Raw genomic sequence first — 22,414 nt, 5'->3', positions numbered from 1 at the left:
ACGATCATCGGCGACAAGAACTACTACGGCCGCGAGTTCGAGCATGACCTTGCCGAGCGGCACCTGGAACTGCTGCGGCCGGCCCGCAAGGGCGAGCCCGAGCGGGCCGGGGCACACTTGTTCAAGCCGCTGCGGCAGGTCATCGAGTCGGTCAACCAGACCTTCAAAGGCCAGCTCGACCTCGAACGACACGGCGCCAAGAGCGTGGCAGGGGTGGCGGCCCGCGTCTTGTGCCGGATCCTCGCGCTCACAGCGGTGATCTGGCACAACGACAAAACCGGACAGCCGATCAAGCGGTCACTGACCGCCTACGATCACTGACCGCAACCACACCCCTTGGACTCACTCATCTAGCGGGACGGATCCGGGTCACCGGGGCCGGGGTCGCATCGACAGCAGCTTCCCCCACACCACCATCCGGTACCGGGAGGTGAACTCCGGGGTGCAGGTGGTCAGGGTGATGTAGTAGCCCGGCTCGGCATAGCCGTACGCGGGCCTGACGACCGAGCGCGGCACGGGCCGCAGGACGCCCGCGTCACGTGCCGACGTCCGCGGCAGGATCGCGTCGACGGCGTACGTGTACGTCGCCGCGCCCGTCGCCACCTCGATGGTGTCCGCGGCCCGCAGCCGGGGCAGCCGACGGAACGGCTCCCCGTGTGTGTTCCGGTGCCCGGCGAGCGCGAAGTTGCCCGCCTGGCCGGGCTGTTGGGTGCCGGGATAGTGGCCGACGTACCCCTCGTCGAGCACGCCCCGCCTGTCGACACCCTCGGCGACCGGCACCCGCAGCCCCAGCCGCGGAATGCTCAGCACGGCGTACGCCTGGGAGCGGCCGGGCCGGGACGCACCGGCGGCGGTGTACGACCGCTGCCGGGGCGTGGCGCCCGACGGGCTCGCCGACGGCGGGGCCGACGCGGTCGGCGCCGCCGGGACCGTGCCGAGGTCCGCGGGGCCGCCGGCGTCCCACTCCCGCTCCAGCGCCTCCACCTTCCGCTCGGCCCCCTGTCTGGCCTCCCGGTTCGTCCACCACAGCTGGTGCACGACGAGCAGCAGCAGGACGACCCCGACGGTCACCAGGGCCTCGCCCCCGCCCCACAGCACCCGCCGGCGCCGGGCACGCCGCCGCCGCGTGCCGTCCGCCACGACCGGCACCCCGCGCACACCGAAAGCCCGCATACGCCGTCCGCCTCCCACCACGCCCCCACCCGAAGCCACTGCCCACACCCGCACCACCGGCGCCACCGGCACACCGAAGCCGCCGCACCCGCGAGGTCACCGGCACCACCTAAGCCGCCCGCGTGCCCGCACCCCCGCGCCGCTCCCGCGCCCGCGCCCGCGCCCGCGCCGCCCGCACGATAGGCCCACCACCGCCAACTCACCAGAGCCACGCCCCAACTACCCGCACCCCACTACCGCCCCCGCCCCGCCTCGCCTGGCCCGGCGGCCAGACCATCAGCGCGGGCCTCGGCCACCGGTCCCCGCTGTACGCCGGCGCCGCGCTCACCCCGGCCGACCTGGCGGTCCTGACGTACACGGCACAGACCCCACCCGCCCGGCACAGCGGCAGGCCCTCGACGACCACCACCTCACCCCTCCCCGCGCCTGTGCCCCCTCCGCCCTCCCATGCCGGTCCCTGGGCGCCGCCCTCCCCGTCGGTCATCGGCAGTACGGTGTCCCCCATGCGCCCCGACACGCCTGCCGAGAACGTCGACCACACCGCCGAAGCGGCACGCCTGGAACGGACCGCCGGCCTGTATCCCGAGGACGCCGAGGCCCTGCTCCTCCAGGCCGCGGCCCACCTGGAACTCGCCGGCGACCGCCCCGCCGCGACCGCGCTCTACGACCGTCTGCTGTCCGCCCCGGGCCCCCTGGAGACGCCCCACCTGGTACGAGCCCTGAAGGCGGCCAACCTCTGGGAGTACGGCCACGAGGCGGAGGCCCGCGCGATCATCGAGGGAGTACGCACCGCCGCCCCCCGGGACCCGGCGCCCTGGGTGATCGTGGCCGAGGCCCTCGAATCCCACGACGAGCTGGAAGCGGCCCATGACGCGTTCACGCAGGGCGCGACGCTCCTCCTGACGGACGTCCCGGAACCCCCGTACGCCGCGCACCCCCTCCTCTTCGGCCGCCACCGCGTCCGCCGGATGCTGGGCGCGGCCCACGACGACTGGGACACCCTGGCCGACACCCTCCACTCCTCCTCGGTGTCCCTGGACGAACTCCACGACCCCAAACGCGTGTGGTCCCTCGGCTCGGACAACCCGGCAGAGCTGGAGGCCGAGATCTCCCGCCTCCGCGCCGAACTCGACGCCCACCGCGAGGCCCTGTCCCGCCCGTTCCCGGTGGCGATCCTGCACTGGCCGGCCACGGAACTGTCCGAACTGCTGGCCGCCTACCCCTCTCTCACCGCCGAGTACCCGTCCCACGAACAACACCTGACGACCATAGAGTCCGCCCTGCGGGAACTCGCCTCCTCCGGAACGGCCAACCTGGGCATCGTCACAGGCACGGTCCCCTCCTACGAGGCCTTCGCAGCATCAGAGGCCACCTCCCCGACGGACACGGGGTTGCTGCCCCAGTATGCGACGACCCTGGCGGCCCGAGGCCGAGCCACGACCTGGCCCCCGGAGCGGGGGGCGGGGTGTTGGTGCGGTTCGGAGAACTCGTATGCAGCCTGCCACGGAACCCCGAAGGTCTGAGGGCCGGCCCCAGAGCCGACAACCTTGTGTGGTTGGGCTCACCTACATGATGGAATTGACGCCACAGCCGTAGCAGAACGACTCGACAGACCCACGTGGCAGTTCAAGCGGTGGGGCTCGGGTCATGCTGGCTCGGCGATCAATCGAACGGACCCCACCACGATCGTGAGGCAGCCGCCTTGACCACGATGAAGCCGTTGTCGCCTGCCGTCTCTGCGCGCATGAGCAGACAAGTCAGCAAGGACACGGCCTGCGAATTGGCAGTCCGCCGTCTCCTCCATGCGGCCGGGCTGCGCTACCGGGTGGAGTACCCGGTGCCGGGCATGGCCCGACGTCGGATCGACGTGGCCTTCACCTCGGTAAAGGTCGCGGTGCTGATCGATGGCTGCTTCTGGCACGGTTGCCCCCAGCACGCCACGCAACCGAAGTCCAACGCGGAGTGGTGGCGTCAGAAGCTGGACCGCAACATGGTTCGTGACTCGGAAACCACCGAGCACCTCGTGGCTGCGGGGTGGGAGGTCCTGCGGTTCTGGGAGCACGAGGCACCAGACACAGTGTCACTGCGCATCGTGGAGGCGGTCCAGCGACGCCGTACGACCATGGAACGTAAACGATCCAGGGGGAAGGGTCGATGACCAGGCTGACATTCGTCGATGTGTGCTCGGGAGCGGGCGGCTTGGCCCTGGGCCTGGAGCGGGCGGGCTTCACTCCTCGACTCCTGCTGGACATCGAGCGTTGTGCCTGCGAGACGCTCCTGGCCAACCGACCGCAGTGGAACGTGTTGAACGCGGATCTCCTTGGGTTCGACCCCGTGGACCACCCAGAGGCGTACGACGTCGATCTGCTTGCGGCCGGCCTGCCCCGGGTGAAGTCGAGTGCCACGGTGACGCGCCGCTCGTCGGACAGCGAGATCCGCCTCATCCAGGGGACCGCCTACCTTGTCCACGCCATCCAGCCACGTGCGCTGATCATCGAGAACGTGCCCACCTTGGTCGACGAGGACTCGCTCGCGCCGGTACGGGACTTCCTCCACGAAGAGTTGGAGCATCTCGGCTACGCGCTGACCTGGTTCGTCCTGAACGCCTGCGACTTCGGCGTCCCCCAGGACCGCAGACAAGGCATTCTTGTGGCCGTCAAGCAGCAGTGGGCGAGCGCCTTCCGGCCGCCCCGACCCACCGTGCACGAGTACGTGTCGGTCGGCGAGGCGTTGGCACCGTCGATGCGCTCCCGCGGCTGGCCGGACGCAGACCGCTGGGCGGCCCAGGCGACGAGCGTGGCACCGACCTTGGTGGGCGGGTCCAAGACGCACGGAGGCCCGGACTTCGGGCCGAGTGGTACCAAGGCCAAGTGGCGGAGGATGGGTGTGTACACCAAATCCTTCGGGAACGAGCCACCCGATCGCGACTTCAAATGGAATCCGTCCCTCGGCGACGACGGACTGGTGCGCATCACTGTGGACCAGACGGCCCTCCTCCAGGGCTTTCCCGAGGACTGGCGCTTCGTCGGTGGGAAAACCGCACGCTATCGCCAGGTGGGCAACGCCGTACCACCTGCAGTCGGGGAGGCGCTGGGTCGGGCGGTGGCAGAAGCACTACGAGAACCATCACCCCCTCACGCGGCTACACTTCAAGCCCATGAGCCACATCCCTGAAGAAGACTCCTCACCTGTGTGTTTCCGCATTGTGGATTTGTTTGCGGGACCTGGTGGGCTGGATGTGGCGGCACATGTCCTGGGACACGAGGTCACCGGGATCGAATGGGACGAGGGAGCTTGCGCCACCCGCAGAGCGGCGGGAATGGACACCTTCAAAGGCGATGTCCGGGATTACCGTGCAGCCTTCTTCCCACGTGCCCAGGTACTGACCGGTGGGCCCCCCTGCCAGACGTTCACCGTCGCCGGCCACGGGGTGGGCCGTAAGGCTCTGGATCAGGTGCTCCGGTACATCGAGCGTCTGCACGAGGCCGTACGAGCCGAGGATCAGGAGTGGAAAGAGGTCTTCCGAACCTGGCGCAAGATCTCCGAGGAACTCCGCCGGAAGGAGCTCCAGGCCCGGGACGTCAGGGCTGAGAAGCGCGTGATCGACGAGCTGAGGATCACAAAGCGCAAGGCCATCAAAAGCAGGCTGGAACAACTCGGGAACTCGGCGACCGAGGTCAGGGACGTCCTGAAGCGGCTCAGGACCCCAGAGAGGCTCAGGTTCTCGGACGACCACGAACTCAAGGGCTTGTTCAAGGAGTTCAGTGATCTGAACGATGAACACAACACACTGAGGGAGAGACTCGAAGAGCTGGGCGACGAGCGGACGGGGCTGGTTCTGCAGCCCCTGTGGTGGGTGATCGAGCGAAGCAAGCGACCCGGCCTGGCGCCCTACGAAGCCGTCGTCCTGGAGCAGGTGCCTGCGGTCATGCCGGTGTGGGAGGAGTACGCCAAGGTGCTCGCCTCTCTCGGATACCGGACCCGGACACAGATGATGCACACCGAAGCCTTCGGGGTTCCCCAGACTCGGCGGCGCGCGGTGCTGATGGCCCGGCTGAGGGGGAACGCCCCCTCGAACGGGCTCCTCGCCGACGTGCCCGAAACCCACGAGCGCTACCAGGCGAAGGGCGCCTCCGGCCGATCGCAGAAGGCACACGACGCGGACACTCTCCCCTTGGGAGCTCCGGACGACGATGCGGATCCGAAGGAGGCCTGGGTCTCCATGGAGAAGGCTCTCGAAAGGGCACGGAAGATCTCGCCGAACAGGGTGCACAGACGCCCCGCATACACCGTCGTCTCGAACTACGGGACCGGTGGAGTCCCCGAGGCGCGCGGCCGACGCGACCACGACGCTCCTTCCGCCACGATCACCGGGAAGGTGTCACGCAACCGCCTGGTTCACAAGGGCACCGACGAGGACCTCGCTGCCTTCGACCGCTTCACCCACGCCGAGGCAGGAGCGCTCCAGACGTTCCCCGTCGAGTACCCCTGGAGGGGCAACGACGTGTCGCAACAGATCGGCAACGCGGTACCGCCCCGGCTCGCCCTGCACGTGCTGTGCCAAGTGCTCGAACCCGAACTGAGCGCTGCCGAGGCCAAGGTCAGGCTGAAGCAGGCCGTCGCGGACTTGGAGGTATGGAAGCCCGACGGGCCGGTGGACATCCGCGGGCATCGCGATCTGAAGGGGCACCAGCTCGCGCGGACGCCCCCTCCCGTTCATCCCTGAAGCGTCCGCCCTCTGACCGGTGCGGTCTCGAAGAGTTCGGCGAAGTAATCGGTGAGGACGACCACCGACTTCTCCGGGACGGGCTCCTCATCGGGTCCGGTCGGCAGTTCGTGCCGCGGCACCGGGGGCGCGGACTCGGCCTCCGCGATCCACCGGCGCAGCGCCTCGGTGTCACGCGGTTCGTCGGGGGCCAACGCGTCGTAGACCAGGGTGGCACCGGCGGTGTTGATCGCTGTCATGAGGCCGTTGATCTCGCGGCCCGTGCTGATGACACCTTGCTCCAGGATACGCACCAGGGCCTGGGCAGTGGGACGGTGGTCGAGCAGGTCCAGACGCAGCGCGTTGTGGATCAGATCCTGGTTGGCGCATGCCGCCACCACCGGCGCGTAATCGCCACCGTTTCGGAACATCTCCGCGGCCCACCACAGGCGCGAGAAGCACTGCCGGTCTGCCGAGCCCTTGAAGCGGTCCCTGTTGATGCGCAGCTGCCCACCGCCGCGCGTCGGGGGCGTCGGGGGATGCCGGAAGGCCACGTAGTCCGGAGCGACGGCCAGCGCGAGATGGTTCCAGACCCTCTGATCAGCGGCCTCCCGCCGAGTGAGACGCAGAGTGGCGTGCAACCGAGGCGCGAGCCAGCCGTCGGCGTCGGTCCGGTACCCCTTGAACTGGTGCATCGCGTCGTCCACCAGGTCCCTGAGTGGTTCGACCGCCCACCGGGCGTCGTCCTCCGACAGGGATTCGACGACCTTGGCCAGGTCGACGCCTCCGTGCCCCTGCACTCCTTTGAGGAGGTCCTCGGTGAGGAAGGGATCAACGGCCGTCGCCGAGAGCAGGCCGAGCCGCACGGGAAGATGTTGTGGCTTCTCGATCACGCGCTGTCCTCTCGGTTCATCTGCTGAAGTGCGCGCAGGACGTTGGCGAGTGCCTTGCTCGCACCGGCGCGGCGGACAGCGGCGTAGTGGACGCGGGTCTGAAGCTCGACCCACCCCGCGTCGCCGGTCCGACGGCGGTGAACCTGACGAAGCGCCTCCTCGACGTGAAGGCCCGGCACCACGTCGGGGAGCATTTCGCGCAGCACTTCGCCCCGCCAGTCGGTGGGGAAGACGGGCGAACCGTCGGGTTCGACCTCCAGGTCGCCGACGGCGCTGTGGAACACCGCGGTCCATACGTCCGTGGCCATCTGGGAGACCAACAGCTCGTGGACCTTGTTCTCGATCCCACCGCTCTCGCCACCGAGGAGATCGGAAAAGCCCTCGATGTCGGTGTTGACCATGACCAAGGGCAGCCGGCCCGAGGCGTCGATCGCCCAGGGCGCGTCGGAGTAGGGGCGCAACCATTCCCGCGCGCTCTTGGAGAAACTCGCCTGTTTCACGTCCAGACGCAGACCACCGAGAGGCTCCTCGGCAGTGACGTCGACGGTCCAGTCGGCGTCCGTCTCCGTGATCGCCCGACCCGGCACGTCGCCGACCGTGGCGATCGCGTGGACGGCCAAGGAGGAACGGCCCACATGGTCGTCACGGAACAGTTCGACCTCACCCGACCACTCCTTGCTCCCCGGACCGTCCTGCCGCAGATCGACCGAGGTACGCACATTGGTGGCACCTTCGGTGAGCACCGCCATGACCCGCAGATCGCTCCAAGGGGCGTCGGGATCCGTGGCGCCCGGAGGCAGAGTGGCGGACAGGCCGATCCTGGCCGACACCCAGTCCTCGTGCTGTGCCACGCCCAGGGCCACGGTCCGTTGGGGGATGGAGTACGCCGAGGTGTCCAGGTGGTCGCGAATACCGTCGGGCAGCCTGAGAGAGGCCGAGGTGACCCTCAGGCTGATCGGACGGTTGAGTCGCTTGTACGGATAGAACTTCATGCCTCACTCCCCCGCACCGGCACGGAGTTCGAGAACGAGTCGTGTGAGTTCGGTACGAACCGGATGGCCCGCGGCGTCAGTGGATCCCCGGAAGACGGCACGGCGCGCGCCCGGCGTGAAGCGGAGCACACCGTCCTCGACCTCACAGCCCTCCACGGCGACGAGTTCCGCCCAGTCGAGCCTGGGCCGGCTGCCCGACCGGACATCGAGGAGCACCACCGGCGTCATGGCGGCCTGTTCCTCGGCACGCGGCAGTTTCACCTCGGCGGTGATCCGCCACTCCCCGCCGGCACCGATCTCGGCGTCCAGGCCGTCCAGTTCCGGCACAGCCGGCCCGGAAGCGCGCCGGGGCGCGGTGCTCTTGCGCGGGACGGTGAGCTTCTTGCGCAGCTTGGCACTCTCCTGTGACCCGGCACTCTTCGGCCGGACGACCAGGTCCCTCACCGCCGTGTTGACCTCGGTGGTCAACCTGGCGATGCGGTGGTGCGCCGTGTGCGACCAACGGAGAGTCAACTCCTCGGTCTGTCCCCAGCGGTCGTGCTCGGGGGGTTCGGCGGCTCGCAGGAACTCGTCGGCCTCTTCGGCGAAGGGCGCGGACTCCCCGGCCGCCTTGCCCACCAGAAGTACCGCCTGGAAGGCGTTGACGCCCAGAGGCAGTCCGGCGACGCCGGCCTTCTTGATGGTCATCCGGTTGCCACGCAGCGAGTGGACCTGGTTCGGCACGCCGTCCTTGTCCTCCGCCTCCGTGACCAGGAGCACTCCCGGGTGCGTGCCGAGCGTGCCACGACGTCCTCCGGACAGGGGCAGCCGGAGCGGAACCGTGCGAAGCGCCACCTGGCCGGCCTCGGTGAGCCGGTCCACGGTCGTCCCTTCGTAGAAGGCGCGCAGGGCCCGGGTACGCGAGGGCTGGGTGTCGATGGGGTCGACCTTCTCCTCCTCGATGACGACCTCGCCGTTGCGCAGCGTGCGGACGGAGGTCTCCAAGAGCGGGAGCCTGCTGCCGCCTCCGGTCATGGCCGCCCAGAAATCCCTGCCCAGCGCCTCGACCAGGCGGCGGTGCATGACGCGGATGTCCCGTGTTCCGTCGTCCTCACTCCCGTTCTCGTCCTCGTCGGCGGCCTCCGGTCTGCTCTGGTCGAGGCTGGCGACGTCATGGGCACCGACCACGAGGAAGGAGGTGCCCGGCTCGTCGTTGTCACGAGTGAGGTGAAGACGTTCGACCATCTCCTCGTCCGCCCACCAGGAGCGGACCACCTCCGCGCCGGGTGTCTCGGGGTCGGGGCGGCCCAGCCAGGCGGGTCCCGCGTACGGAACGCCGTCGACGGAACGCCATGGCAGCTCCAGCCGTCCGATGACGCGACGGTCGGTGCGGCCCTCATGAGGTACGGAGAGCGTGGAGTTGATCAGCACCATGCCCAACGCGCTGGTCGCCCAGAGAGTGGCCTTGCCCAGTCCGTACGAACCGCCCGCTCCTCGGCCGGACTTGAGACTCTCCAACTGTCGGCGGATCACGGCCGCGAACTTGCCGTCGCCGTAGTCGTCACCGGTGAGACCGGAGGCGTTGTAGTCGTCGATCCGCAAGAGGATCAGGCGGCTCTTCTCGAACATGTCGCGCACCCCGGCGTCCACGACACGTCCGACCTTCTGATCGGCGGCGGATCGGGAGACCGCCTGGTAGTGCGGCTGGAGTTCGTCCCAGAGGATGGCGGCACGGAACGCGTCCAACACCTCGCCGGTCAGCTCATGGATCGTGTACCGCACACGGACCGGCCGCCCGTTCTCCAAGAGCCGCTCGTCGAGGCTGTTCTGACAGGTCTCCCGGGCGAGCACCTGAACGTCCGCGTCGAAGGCGAAGGCCGCGGCGTTCCCACCGTCGCGCCCACCGTCCTGGTAGCCGGGTCGGTGGTACCAGGTGATCGGGAGGCCGGCCTGTGTATCGGTGGTCCGGGTGTGCACGGTGCCCAGATCAGTGCCGAGCGCCTTGGCGATCTCCCCCATGACGGTCGGACGCGGAACGGAGCGCTTCGTGATCCATGCCGAGACCGCGGCCCTGGTCAGTCCCAGCTCATCGGCAAGCTCCGCCTGCGTCTTGCCCGCGAGTTTGAGCTGACGGGCCAGCCAGGGCCCGAACTCCTCACCGGCCTCCATAGGGCCTCCCAGTCTTCGCCGTACGTCGTTGTGCCCCTGCCACGGACAGGCTAATTTGACATCGGAGCAGACGTCAACCGACGCTTGACGCGACGTAGATGAACTCCCCGTAAGCCACCAGTCCGATCTGTCCGATTTCGCAAGAACTTTCAGGAATGGCGCATCCGCGGCCAGACCGTGATGAGATCGACCGGAAATCCCTGATGCAAACCTCTGTAAAGCGGAAACGTCAACTCCATTGGATCGCAGCCATATTCGGCGTGACACGAACGGGTGACGCCGTCTAGGATCGTCGCCAGCGGAAGTGTCCGCCTCACTCGGAAAATCCCGTGTGACAACGGGTAAGTTGTGCCCACTTGCGTTTACACGACCCCGAGCATGCGTGTGGTACGGGCCCCTCGACCAGACCCAAGAAAGCAGGACCCCACAGCGTGAAATTCACTCCGTACGCCTTGAGCTTTCTTTAGCGAGCTCCGACATGGAAAGAAAGCAGATTCTCGACTCGTTCGGTACGACGATCGAGGAATTCGACGACCTCTTCGGTCCGGGCTCCCAGATTCACCGACCCCAATGAGGTCGCTGGACCACTGAGCCATGTCTCCACAGGTCAACACGCTCGGACCGCTCGTTGATCGACGCTCTCGTTTACTTTCGTCATGCCATCCATCACAGGAGTCGTGAAGACAAAGTGCCCGTCTCCCCGCAGTCGGTGATCCCCACCGTCCTCGAACAATCCGCTCGTGTACTGCAGACCTACGAGGTCGATCCCGGCCTCGTTCCGGAGCACGCCAACGGCGAACGTCGCATCACCCAGGGCGGATACGGCGACCGGCAACTCTTCGAACTCGTCCAGAACGCTGCCGACGAGATCGCCAGCGAACCCGGGGGGTCCGTTCGGGTCGTCCTCACCGACACACACCTCTACTGTGCCAACGAGGGCGCCCCGGTGACCCCCGAGGGCGCGGAAACCATTCTCCGAATGAGCATGTCACGCAAGCGAGGCGGCCAGATCGGTCGTTTCGGAGTGGGCGTGAAATCTGTTCTGGTCGTGACCGACGCGCCTCAGTTCTTCAGCACCTCCGGCGCCTTCGGGTTCGATCGCGAATGGGCATTTGCGAAGATCCACTCCGTCCCCGGCGTGCGGGAACGGCTGGGCGAGCGGTTCGAGGCACCGGTCCTGCGCATGGCACGTCCGCTCGACACGGATGCCGAGCGGGCTCAGGACCCCGTCCTGGAGGAACTGTTGGGCTGGGCCACGACCGTCGTCCGCCTACCACTGCTCGACGGTGCCGCCGGCAGACTGGCGTTGGACATGCACGGCGGACGGACGACCGCCGGATCGTCCCGGGAGGAGTTCCCCCTGGGGTTCCAACTCCTCTCCCCACACGTGGCAAAGGTCGTCCTCGAAGATCGCCGGCCCCGTCCGGCCGTCCGTCGCGTGTTGACCACCGAACAGTCCGGGGACCTGCACACCGTGGTGGAGGAACGGACAGGGCGGCCGACCGTCAGCGCCCGCTGGCGGGTCTTCTCCACCACGCACGAACCCGGTCCTGCGGCCCGAGCCGACGCCGGCGAACTGCACGACCGCCTCGCCCTCGACCTCGCCTGGGCGGTGCCCGCGCTGGAGAAGGACACCCAGAGCGGGCTCCACATCAGCCCACAGTCGCGGGGGCGTGGTCGCTTCTGGTCCTTCTTCCCGACCAAGTACGAGATGTCCCTCAGCGGCATCCTCAACGGCGCCTGGAAGACCAACGAGGACCGACAGAACCTGCTCGACTCCTCGGCGTTCAATGAGGAAATGATCAGGGTATCGGCGGCGTTGGTCGTCGACTCCCTCCCCCGTCTGGCTCCCGCCGAGGACCCCGCCGCGTACCTGCCCCTGCTGCCCGGTCGCGTGAAAGAGGCGATCAGCTGGGCCGACGAGTTCCTGACCCGGGAGATCTGGAACCGGACGGCGGTCCGCCCGTCGCTGCCCGACCAGGAGGGCGTGTTGCGCGTCCCGACCGAGCTGCGCGTCCCTCCGCGTCTCGACAAGGAACGCAGCGCAGGCTGGCTGCGGTTGTGGCACCGGTCCCCCGGCCGCCCGTCGAACTGGTTGCACCCGAACGCCGAAGCGGACACGCTTCGTTCGGGCAAGGTGGAGCACATTCTCGATGCGGCCGGACACAAGCGGGCTGACGTTCGCGAATGGCTGGAGGCTCTGGTCGAGTGCGGCACCGCTGAGGCTTCCACCGCGGCGATCCGCATCCTCGCGGACATGGTCGAGAAGGCGTCGCCCCATGCGGAGGAGGCCCGTCGGGCTCAGATCGTGCTCACCGAGGAACACGGCTTCGTCGCCGCGGTGCCCGGTCAGGTGTTCCGGCGCGCCGACGAGGACGGCCTGCGCGAGTCCCTGACGTACGTGGTCCGCGAGATCGCACACAACCCGGACCTCGCCTCCGCGCTCAACCTCCTCGGCATCCGCGAGGCTGATGCCGAGGGCCGGTTCATCAGCGTCCTCGACCAGGGTTTCGTCGGTTACACACATGTCGAATGGGAGCGCTTCTGGGACCTCTTCCGCCAGGCCGGTGGACACCGTCTGACCCACAGGGTGCTCCGGCACGTGCCGGACGCCCGGGAGACCCTGCGGGTACGGACAGCGGAAGGGACGTTCCGCCCGGTACGCGACTGCATGCTGCCGGGTGCGGTGGTCGACGCACGACGCGACCCGAGTGTCGCCGTCGACATGGCATTCCACTCCGACGACCTCGCCTTCTTCCGCGAGATCGGCCTGCGGGAACGGCCGTCGACCTCGACGCGTCCGGAGGACGAGGACTGGTTCGAGGAGTACCGGGAAGCCGTCCACGCGTCCTACCTGCGCGGCCTGGACCAGAACGCCCCTCGTACCGGCCTCAACCGGATGAAGGTCGAGGGTTCTCCGACCGGTGGTCCGCTGCACCTCTTCCGGTCGCTCTCGGAGGAGTCCCGCGCGGCGTTCCTGAAGGCGCTTCCGGACGAGGCCGTGGTGGACAACTGGACGCGACAGATCGGCGCCCAGGCGAGCACCCGCCGGGCCGTGGCATCGCCGATCCGCTGGATGCTCAGGAAGTACGGAACCGTCTCCACCTCCCAGGGGCTCAAGCCCCTGGTCGAAGCCGTCGGTCCCCAGCTCGCCGCCTACCGCGATGTGCTCCCGGTCGCCGACATCTCGCCGGAGAAGGCCCGCAAGCTGCGCCTGCCCACCACCGTCGAGGACGTTCCCGCCGAGCACTGGGAAACTCTGCTCTCGGAAGTGACGCGCAGCGAGGACGACTCCTTCGTCGGCAACACCTACGTCATGCTGACCCGATTCGGCGCGGACTTCCCGGAGGACTCGCTGACTCGTTGCCGGATCGGTGACACCTGGGACACCCGCCCCGACGAGGAGATCACCGTCGCGGTCGGCACGGCCGAGTATCGGGCACTGCGTGCCGAACAGCTTCCCGCCCTGCTCGTGGCGACTGCCGAGGACGCCGAGCTGATGGCCGACAAGTGGGGCATGAAGCGCTACGCAGATGCCATCACCCGGGAGACACGCGAGGTCCCGGACGGCGACCCGGTTCCCCTCGTCGAGCTGTACCCCGCCCTGCGCCAGCGACTGAACAGCGGCAATCGAAACACCGTGGTGCTGCGGTGCACCGAGCTGGAAGAGATGACCCGCACCCAGAACGGCGCGAAGCCCCGCCCCCTCGACGCAGTCCGCCAGGGCGGCACGATCAAGGTCCGCGTTCCCCTGGCCGCCGAACCGATGCTGCGACTGATCGACCGCGAGCTGGAGCTCGGGCTCGGCACCGCCGGCTGCAAGGCCGTGCTGGAGCAGCAGGAGCGCATGGCGCGGGACAGCGAGACGAAGGCGGCACTCAAGGCCGTACGCGACGCCGACGACGTGGTCACCAAGATCGAGCTGCTGATCGGTGCCGAGGCTCTACGCACCGGGCTGCCGGACGGACTGCTGGAGGCCGAGTTGCACGAGACGGGCGGCGCGGAGCCCTCCGGGCACCGGATCGCGCAGATGGCCTTCAACGCCCATGGCGACGGGGTGCTCCAGCAGCATGCCCGTGACATCCAGGCCAGGTTCCCCAACGCCCCTGTGGCCTACGGGGGCTCGTCGGCCGCTGTCGCTTTCGTGTCGGACCTGCGGCTGCCGGTGGCCTTCGCCGGCTCCAGGGCCCCGTCACCGCCCGTCTTCGAGACCGTGGACGGCCCCCGGGACTTCCCCCGCCTCCACGGCTACCAGGAGGACCTCGTCCGCAACGTCACCACTGTGCTCGACCGGCTGGCCCCGCAGCGCGCCATGTTGTCGCTGCCCACCGGCGCGGGCAAGACACGGGTCACGTCCGAGGCCGTGATCCGCTGGGTGAAGCGGGTGGGCGACCTGGGAGGCCCGTTGCTGTGGATCGCGCAGACTGAGGAACTGTGCGAACAGGCTGTGCAGAGCTGGAAGTTCGTGTGGAGCAAGGTGGGTGCGGAGCGACCGCTCACCATCAGCCGGCTGTGGAGCAGCCACGAGGTGGGGAACGTCGTCGAACACCCGCATCTGGTGGTCGCCACGGATGCCAAGCTGGAGCGGTGTCTGGGCACGCACCAGTACGCGTGGCTGCGCCAGGCCGCGCTGGTGATAGTGGACGAGGCCCACACCGCCATCTCCAAGCGGTACACAGAGATCCTAGCGCACTTGGGACTCACGGCGTACGAGACCGGGCGGCACCTGCTCGGTCTGACCGCCACTCCGTTCCGCAACACCAATGAGGAGGAGACGCGTCGGCTGGTCAACCGTTTCGGCAACCGGCGCCTCGACGAGGGCGTCTTTCCCTCAGGTGATCCGTACCGCGACCTTCAGGAGTGGGGAATGCTCGCGCAGGTGGAGCATCGCACCCTGGAAGGCGGTGAGATCGTGCTGAAGCCCGAGGAGAAGGCGCAGGCGGTCCGGATGGCGACGCTCTCCCGCGCGGCCGAGCAGCGGCTCGCCGACGACCACGCGCGCAGCCGCCGTATCGTCGACGAGGTGGCCGGTCTTCCGCAGGACTGGTCGACCCTGCTCTTCGCCACGTCCGTCGATCACGCCAAGTACCTGGCGGCCATGCTGAACGACCGTGGTGTCCCGGCCGCCGCCGTGGACTCGACCACCAGTGCTCAGGACCGGCGCCGGCGCGTCGAGGACTTCCGCACCGGACGCATCCGGGTCCTCACCAACTACGGGGTCCTGACTCAAGGGTTCGATGCTCCCGCGACGCGTGTCGTGGTGGTGGCTCGCCCGGTCTACAGCACCAACGTCTACCAGCAGATGATCGGTCGAGGTCTGCGTGGCCCGATGAACGGGGGCGAGCGCACCTGCCTGATCCTCAACGTCAGCGACAACATCGCCAACTTCGACACCCAGCTCGCCTTCACCCAGTTCGAGCACCTCTGGAGCCGCAAGTGACCGACGTCTACCTGGACAGCCCCCCGCTCACCGACGAGCAGCGGGCCGTGGTCGAGCAGCCCTGGGACGCGCGCGTCCTGGTCACCGCCGGGGCCGGGGCGGGGAAGACCCACACTCTGGTGCGACGGCTCGACGCTCTGTGCGGCCACGAGGACCCGGAGGAGGCGCTGGAGGCCGCCGAGATACTGGTGCTCACCTTCTCCCGAGCCGCCGCGCGGGAGTTGCGCGAACGAATCTCTCGGCACGGGGAACGAGCCCAGCGGGTTCGTGCCCGTACCTTCGACGCGTGGGCCTACGAGGTGCTCCTCCAGGCACATCCGGACGGCGACTGGGGAGCGGTCGGCTTCGACGAGCGGATCGACGCCGCGACCCGCGCGATCGAAAGGGGCGCACTGGAGGTCGGCGACGCCGTGCCGCCCGCACATGTCGTGATCGACGAGGTGCAGGATCTGCTCGGCGGGCGACGCGAAATGGTGGAGACGCTGCTCGACCGCTACCAGGACAGCTGTGGCTTCACCGTCGTCGGAGACGCCGCGCAGTCCGTCTACGGCTTCCAGATCGAGGACCCGGACGAACGCGCCGACGAGACAGGCCGTTTCTTCGACTGGCTGCGCTGTTCCTATCCCGACGACCTGGTGGAGCTGTGTCTCACCCGAAACTTCCGGGCCGCCACCTCCGAGGCCCGAGTCGCGCTGGCCCACGGCCCCCGCCTCCAGCAGCTCAGCGATCCGGACGAGGCGGGAGCCCTCTACGACGAACTGTGCGACCTCCTTCTGGACCCCGCGAACGGCATGGGCGACCTCGGCGACGAGTTCACCCTGGACGGCCTGCGGACCGTCTCCGACACATGCGCCGTTCTCACCCGTGACAACCAGCAGGCCCTCGTGGTTTCCGGCCTGCTGCACGCGCACGGCGTCGAGCACCGGCTGCGGCGCCCCCTCGAAGATCGTCCAGTGCCGTACTGGGTGGCCGAGTTGCTGCGCCGCACGGAAGCCACCGGCCTCACCGAGGAACGGTTCCGTACTCTCCTCGCGGAACTCCCTCTGCCGTACGAACCGAACGCGGCTGCCCTGTGGACGGTGCTGCGTCGGGTCGCACGCGGAGCCGGACGCGGTGTGCTCGACCTGGACCGGCTGCGCCGCGCGGTCGCCGACGGCAGGTTCCCCGACGAGGCGGCCGACCCGGAGACTGCCCGGATCGTCGTCTCGACGGTGCACCGGGCCAAGGGCCTGGAGTTCGACCGGGTGATCATCCTGGCCCCGCCGACCGTCGCCGAACTCCACAAGCGGTACGAGGACGAGCTGGACCTCCCCGCCGAGGCCCGCGCCCTGTACGTGGCGATGACACGCGCCCGTCAGGATCTGTACCACGTCGCCCCTCCCGAACTGCCGCATTTCAGGAGGGTGGGACGCCGGCAGGACGGCCGCCGCTATCTGGGGTCGTGGCGGTCGTACGACAGGTACGGGATCGTCGGCGAGGCGGGCGACGTATGCCGGGACAACCCGCCCGGTCACGAGAGGGACGCCGTCACAACCCAGGCGTACCTCGTGGAACAGGTCAGGCCCGGACAGGAAGTGCTGCTGCGCAGACACCACGACCTGCCGATGGGCGAGACGCAGAGCCCGCCGTACATCCTGCTGCACGAAGGGCGCGGGATCGGCGAGGCGTCGCGGCGGTTCCGCGAGGAGTTGTTCCAGGTGCAGAAGGTGAACCGTACCTGGGATCCCTGGTGGCCCGACGAGATCCACGGCCTGCGGATCGACACCCTGGAGACCGTGGCGGGCAGCACCGCCGCCGGTGCCAACGCCGGACTCGGTGAGCGAGGCGTGTGGGTCGTCCCGCGGATCACCGGCATCGGCCGGTACCGGAGAGCCCACAACGACGAGGAGCAACGCACATGACGTACGTGGCAGGCCGACACTCGGAGCACTACCGGGTCCGGGACGAGGAACTCCTGGTGGGGCTCCGACGTGAACTCCTCGGCCCCGCGGAGGACGCCGAGCCGGACGACCGGGACGAGATCCTCACCCAGGACGCGCCGATCGACCGCTACCTGACCGGCGTGCTGTACCCGCGTGCCGCGAACAAGGCCGCGCAGGAGCGGAAGGGCGAGGACGCCTCCGAACAGGAAGGCCTGGACGCCACCCCGCTGCTCACCCGCGACGACGCCGAGGAGTCAAGCACCGCGCAGGACTTCGGTGCGGCGGGGGACAGGCGTCCCTCGTCGATGGGCCTGACGTTCGCCGTCCACCCGGCCATAAGCGACTCGATCGTGGTCTCGGCTCGTGCGGCCGTGTACGAGCCCACCGACGCCGACGGCAACCCGATCCCGGCCCGCCGCGCCGAGGCCCGTACCACCACCGATCAGCGGGAGCGGTGGCGGCGCAGGGAACTGGTCATCCCGGACCAGTCCGTCGACGTGACCCGGCCGGCGCCGAAAAAACTGATCAAGCTCACCCCCGAAGCCGCGTTGCACGTCAACGTCCGGCGTGCCGACCCGACCACCGGCACGGTCACGATCACGGTCACGCTGATCAATGACCAGAGGGTCGGCGAGTGGGATCTGCAGGACGCCTTCTCCCTGTTCCAGTGCGGTCTGAAGGTCCGTGCCGCCGACGGCTCAACCGCGTTCGTCGAACGTCCCGCACCGACCGCCGCCCACGATCCGGACGTCGCCACGAGTCGGCTGCTGCACCGCCACGCCCCGACCTTCGCGGTCGGTCACGGTTGTGCCGCCGAATGGGACTGGACGCCGTCGCCGATCGGTGTGACCGAGACCGTCCCGGCTGCCGTCCCGGAGGTGCGGAGCCAGTTCGTGCCCTCCGTGGAGGTACTGCTCACCGACTCCAACCCGGAGATCGACAGCTCGGCACTGTCCATGCTGGAACTGGCGGAGAAGTCCGACACCGAGATCCTGGCCGCCCTAAAGGTGCTTGCCACGGGCTACGAACGCTGGATCGATCGCAAGGCGGCCGAGGCGGCGGCGTTGGTGGGCGACACCCATGAGAAGCCCGCGCGGGACCAGGTGAAGGCGTGCCGCGAGGCACTCGACCGGATCCGCGAGGGCATCGAGCTACTGTGCGCCAAGCCGGATCTGATGAAGGCATTCCGGCTCGCCAACCGAGCCATGGCCGAGCAGCGCGCCCGCAGCGCATGGGTGAAGGGCGGACGCATCGGCGCCCCCGATCCGGCGGTCGGGCGCTGGCGCCCGTTCCAGATCGCGTTCGTGCTGCTCTGTCTGGCCAGCATCGACGACCCCGGACACCGCGACCGGAAGGTCTCCGACCTGCTGTGGTTCCCCACCGGTGGTGGCAAGACGGAGGCCTACCTCGGGCTGATCGCCCTCACGTCGTTCCTGCGTCGCATCCGCAAGGGTGCCGACGGCGGCGGTGTCACCGTCCTCATGCGCTACACGCTGCGACTGCTCACCCTTCAGCAGTTCGAACGTGCGGCAATCCTGCTCTGCGCCATGGAGCAGATGCGGCGCCGCATGCCCGGGTTGGGACGTGAGGAGTTCTCCATCGGCATGTGGGTGGGCCGTTCGGCCACCCCCAACACGCTGGCCGAGGCCGCCCGGAGGCTCGATGAGTTGCGCGCGAACCTCGGCAAGCGCCTCGCCACCGAGAACCCCGTCCAGTTGCACGCCTGTCCGTGGTGCGGGACCCGCCTCGACGCACGGAGCTACGAGACCGACGAGGAAGCCAAGCGGATGCACGTCCGCTGCCCCGGCACGGACTGTGACTTCGCCCACGGCCTGCCTGTTCACCTGATCGACGAGGCGGTCTACGACGCCCGGCCGACGCTGGTGATCGCCACCGTCGACAAGTTCGCCTCGATGCCGTGGCGTCCTGCGACCTCGGCGCTCTTCAACCTCGACGACCCGGAAGACGACACGCCGCCCCCGGAATTGATCGTCCAGGACGAACTGCACCTGATCTCAGGTCCCTTGGGAACGCTCACCGGCCTGTACGAGACCGCCGTGGACGCGCTCGCCGACCGACCGAAGGTGATCGCCTCCACGGCGACCATCCGTCGCGCCGCCGATCAGGGACGCCACCTCTTCGCCCGCGAAGTACGGCAGTTCCCGCCCGCCGGTCTGGACGCCCGCGACTCGTGGTTCGCCGTGGAGACGCCACGCGAGGAGAAGGCGAGCCGCCGCTATGTCGGTCTCCTGGCCCCCGGCACCAGCCAGTCCACCCTGCTCATCCGCACGTACGCGTCGCTGCTGCACCGGGCCAAGCACGCCAAGACCGAGGACGAGGTACGCGACGCGTACTGGAGTCTCGTCGGCTACTTCAACAGCCTCCGACTGCTCTCCGCGGCCGAACTCCAGGTCCACGACGACGTGGTGGCCTATCTGGAACTACTCGCCGAGCGTGAGGGGGTGGAAGTCCGCTCGGTCGCCAACTACTCGGAGCTGACGAGCCGTGTCGACGCCAGCGAGATCCCCACCCGCCTCAAGGGCATCGAGAAGAGGCTGCCCGACGAGGACACCGTGGATGTCCTGCTGGCCACCAACATGATCGCGGTGGGCGTCGACGTGGATCGCCTCGGTCTCATGGCCGTGATGGGCCAGCCGCAGACGACCGCCGAGTACATCCAGGCCACCAGCCGGGTCGGCCGCGCCCACCCCGGCCTGGTCACGGTCATGCTCAACTCGGCCAGATCCCGGGATCGTTCCCACTACGAGAGCTTCCAGCATTTCCACTCGGCCCTCTACCGCGAGGTCGAGTCCACCTCCGTCACGCCGTTCTCCACCCGCGCTCGCGAACGGGGTCTGCACGCGGTGATCGTCGCCCTCGCCCGCATCCTGATCCCCGCTGCCCGCCCCAATGAGGGCGCCGGCAAGGTCGAGTCCTACGAGCACCTCCTCCGGGGCCGCATCAGGGCCGTGCTCCTGGACCGCGTCCGCGAGGTCACCCCGGAGGAGACCGACGCTGTATCCCAGGACTTCGACGACTTCGTCAAGTGGTGGTGCAAGGAGGCCGACATCCACGGCGGCCTCCTCTTCGAACCACGCAGGGGCAGCCGCACCCCCTCACTCCTGAAGGCGTACGACGACGAGTCCGAGGACGCCAAGGCATGGTCCACGCTGTGGAGCCTGCGCGACGTCGACGCCGAATCCGCCCTGTTCATGGAGGGAACCCGATGACCCCGCCCCCCGCCCGTCGTCGCCGGACCGGCGCGAACGGCGCCGTTCCCGCACACAACCTTCCGCGGCGCGGTTCGGTCCGCCGCGCACAGGCGATCACGACGTACGGCATCGGTTCGCTGATCGCCGTCGACCATGAGTCCTTCGTGGTCTCGGGGTTGGACGAGGCCGACAGAAGCTGGAGCCTCGACGAGTCCCCACGGATCCACGAACGGCGTCTGGCCCGACTTCTCGACGTCGACTACTTCCGGCTACCGCCCGCCTCGGACGACACCAGCAAGGACGGCCTGCGGGTTCGACGCTTCCCCGTGATGCACTTCTGCCCCGAGTGCACCGAACTGCAACGACACCGCGACTTCAACCCGCCCGCCGGTCGAAGCGTCTGCGGCACGTGTGAGGTCGACCTCGTACCCTCTCGTTTCGTCGTTGCCTGTGAGGCCGGCCACCTCGGTGAGTTCCCGTACTGGCAATGGATCCACCGCTCCGCCGATCGCGGTGCCACGGCGGCCGGACAGTGCGAGGGAAAGCTCAAGTTGCGCTCGTCGGGGCGTACGGCCTCGCTTCGCTCGATCCTCGTCTCATGCACCTGTGGGCAGGCTCCCAAGGTCTCGATGGAGGGCTCCTTCCGCAGGAACGCGCTCAAGGACCTGGGCCTCACGTGCCGAGGCACGCGCCCGTGGCTCGGCACGTCGGCCCCCGCCCAGGAGTGCGGACTCCCCCTCCGCACGCTGCAGCGCGGTTCATCTGCGGTGTGGCAGCCGGTGCTGAAGTCGGCGCTCTCCATCCCTCCGTGGAGCGACGGCCGCGCCGATCCGCTCGCCGAACACTGGGACGCGCTCCGCGAGTACGACACGCGCGAGCACGTCGAGATCTATCTCAAAGGTGTTTTCAAGGGAAAGTGCCCCGTACCGCTGGACGAGGTGATGGCGCTGCTCGACGCGGAGCGCGAGGAGGATCCCAACGGTGAGGCGGCCCCCACCTTCGACCATCGCTACCGCGCCCTGCGCAACAAGGAGTACGAACGTCTCCGTTCGGGCAACGACGAGCGGGAACACTCCCGCGACGAGCAGTTCGTCTGCGAAAGCCCGCTGGGTGACCAGAGCGTGCTCGATTCACTCGGCGTCACCGGCCCGATGCTGGTCAAGAAACTCCGCGAGGTTCGCGCACTGAAGGCGTTCACCCGGCTCGCCGACCCCGAGTCGACGTCCGAATCGAAAGAGATGTCTCTCTCCGAATCTCCCCTGCGCTGGCTCCCGGCCATGGAGGTCCGCGGCGAAGGAGTCTTCCTCCGCCTGGACGAGGACCGACTCGGCACCTGGGAGAAAGCCCCGGCCGTGGCAGCCCGGATCGAGCGGATGCGCACCGCTCACCAGCGGGTGCTGGAGCAGCGGGTCGGCGACCCGAGCCGGGTCGTCCCCTCCCCGGCCTCCCCTCGCATGGTGCTGCTGCACACCTTGGCCCACGTCCTCATCAACGAGTGGAGCCTGGAGGCCGGCTACCCGGCCGCTTCCCTGCGCGAGCGCCTGTACGCCGCCGACGACATGGCCGGGGTTCTCGTGTACACGGCGACGAGCGACTCCGCGGGCGGCCTCGGCGGTCTCGTCGCGCAGGGCGAACCGGCGCTTCTGGATCGCACGGTCCGTTCGGCCGTCCACCGCGCCGAGTGGTGTTCTTCCGACCCGCTCTGCATGGAGGCCGAGGCATCCGGCACCGGCGGAACCAACCTCGCGGCTTGCCACGCCTGCGTGATGCTCCCCGAGACCAGTTGCGAGCACAACAACATCCTGTTGGACCGCATGCTGCTCGTCGGCACCCCGGACAATCCTCATCTGGGCTACTTCGCGAACGTACTGGCCCGCTAGCACCCGACCGCAGGGCGACACCGACCTCTCTCTCGCGTCGCCTTCGCCG

12 protein-coding genes and 1 pseudogene are annotated in these 22,414 nt (G+C 68.7%); 9 read left to right on the top strand and 4 right to left on the bottom strand.

Going from position 1 to position 22,414, the window contains the following annotated elements; genetic code table 11:
- Nucleotides 1-321 (top strand): annotated as a pseudogene (locus ACFYTE_RS29660) (IS982 family transposase); the annotation flags it as partial.
- A 48-nt stretch (nt 322-369) separates the two neighbouring features.
- Here ACFYTE_RS29660 and ACFYTE_RS29655 read toward each other — a convergent pair.
- Complete coding sequence (locus tag ACFYTE_RS29655) at nt 370-1,173, bottom strand: class E sortase (protein WP_388716876.1); 804 nt, start codon at nt 1,171-1,173, stop codon at nt 370-372.
- Nucleotides 1,174-1,676: 503 nt separating this feature from the next.
- Between ACFYTE_RS29655 and ACFYTE_RS29650 the strand changes: the two genes are divergently transcribed.
- The 4 genes from ACFYTE_RS29650 (at nt 1,677) to ACFYTE_RS29635 (ending at nt 5,899) form a co-directional block, all read left to right on the top strand.
- Complete coding sequence (locus ACFYTE_RS29650; RefSeq protein WP_388716874.1) at nt 1,677-2,696, top strand: hypothetical protein; 1,020 nt, start codon at nt 1,677-1,679, stop codon at nt 2,694-2,696.
- Nucleotides 2,697-2,917: 221 nt separating this feature from the next.
- Nucleotides 2,918-3,331: a very short patch repair endonuclease gene (locus ACFYTE_RS29645; protein ID WP_388716882.1), complete on the top strand. Its 414-nt coding sequence runs from the start codon at nt 2,918-2,920 to the stop codon at nt 3,329-3,331.
- The gene (locus tag ACFYTE_RS29640) at nt 3,328-4,347 is read left to right on the top strand and encodes a DNA cytosine methyltransferase (protein ID WP_388716871.1); all 1,020 of its coding nucleotides are present in this window, start codon (nt 3,328-3,330) and stop codon (nt 4,345-4,347) included. The genes ACFYTE_RS29645 and ACFYTE_RS29640 overlap by 4 nt, the downstream gene beginning before the upstream one ends.
- On the top strand, nt 4,331-5,899 hold the full coding sequence (locus ACFYTE_RS29635) for a DNA cytosine methyltransferase (protein ID WP_388716869.1): 1,569 nt from the start codon (nt 4,331-4,333) through the stop codon (nt 5,897-5,899). Before ACFYTE_RS29640 ends, ACFYTE_RS29635 begins: the two co-directional genes overlap by 17 nt.
- On the opposite strand, the gene ACFYTE_RS29630 is transcribed toward ACFYTE_RS29635, so the two are convergent.
- Genes ACFYTE_RS29630 through ACFYTE_RS29620 form a run of 3 tightly spaced genes read right to left on the bottom strand, consistent with a single transcriptional unit; the run spans nt 5,890 to nt 9,911 of the window.
- Nucleotides 5,890-6,771, bottom strand: a complete 882-nt coding sequence (locus ACFYTE_RS29630) for a DUF6339 family protein (RefSeq protein WP_388716867.1) — start codon at nt 6,769-6,771, stop codon at nt 5,890-5,892. The genes ACFYTE_RS29635 and ACFYTE_RS29630 overlap by 10 nt on opposite strands.
- The gene (locus ACFYTE_RS29625) at nt 6,768-7,763 is read right to left on the bottom strand and encodes a hypothetical protein (RefSeq protein ID WP_388716865.1); all 996 of its coding nucleotides are present in this window, start codon (nt 7,761-7,763) and stop codon (nt 6,768-6,770) included. The genes ACFYTE_RS29630 and ACFYTE_RS29625 overlap by 4 nt, the downstream gene beginning before the upstream one ends.
- Nucleotides 7,764-7,766: 3 nt before the next feature.
- Complete coding sequence (locus ACFYTE_RS29620; protein ID WP_388716862.1) at nt 7,767-9,911, bottom strand: helix-turn-helix domain-containing protein; 2,145 nt, start codon at nt 9,909-9,911, stop codon at nt 7,767-7,769.
- A gap of 688 nt (nt 9,912-10,599) precedes the next feature.
- On the opposite strand from ACFYTE_RS29620, the gene ACFYTE_RS29615 reads away from it, so the two are divergent.
- Genes ACFYTE_RS29615 through drmB form a run of 4 tightly spaced genes read left to right on the top strand, consistent with a single transcriptional unit; the run spans nt 10,600 to nt 22,365 of the window.
- On the top strand, nt 10,600-15,351 hold the full coding sequence (locus ACFYTE_RS29615; protein WP_388716859.1) for a sacsin N-terminal ATP-binding-like domain-containing protein: 4,752 nt from the start codon (nt 10,600-10,602) through the stop codon (nt 15,349-15,351).
- Nucleotides 15,348-17,252 carry a UvrD-helicase domain-containing protein gene (locus ACFYTE_RS29610; RefSeq protein WP_388716856.1) on the top strand — a complete coding sequence of 635 codons (1,905 nt, stop codon included), beginning with the start codon at nt 15,348-15,350 and terminating at the stop codon, nt 17,250-17,252. The genes ACFYTE_RS29615 and ACFYTE_RS29610 overlap by 4 nt, the downstream gene beginning before the upstream one ends.
- Nucleotides 17,249-20,503 carry a helicase-related protein gene (locus tag ACFYTE_RS29605; protein WP_388716854.1) on the top strand — a complete coding sequence of 1,085 codons (3,255 nt, stop codon included), beginning with the start codon at nt 17,249-17,251 and terminating at the stop codon, nt 20,501-20,503. Before ACFYTE_RS29610 ends, ACFYTE_RS29605 begins: the two co-directional genes overlap by 4 nt.
- Complete coding sequence (gene drmB, locus ACFYTE_RS29600) at nt 20,500-22,365, top strand: DrmB family protein (RefSeq protein ID WP_388716851.1); 1,866 nt, start codon at nt 20,500-20,502, stop codon at nt 22,363-22,365. The genes ACFYTE_RS29605 and drmB overlap by 4 nt, the downstream gene beginning before the upstream one ends.
- Nucleotides 22,366-22,414 lie beyond the last annotated feature (49 nt).

The organism is Streptomyces sp. NPDC004629, assembly GCF_042873595.1.
Lineage (GTDB): Bacteria > Actinomycetota > Actinomycetes > Streptomycetales > Streptomycetaceae > Streptomyces.
Note: the sequence above shows the minus strand (reverse complement) of the source record. Positions and strands in the feature narration are given on the sequence as shown.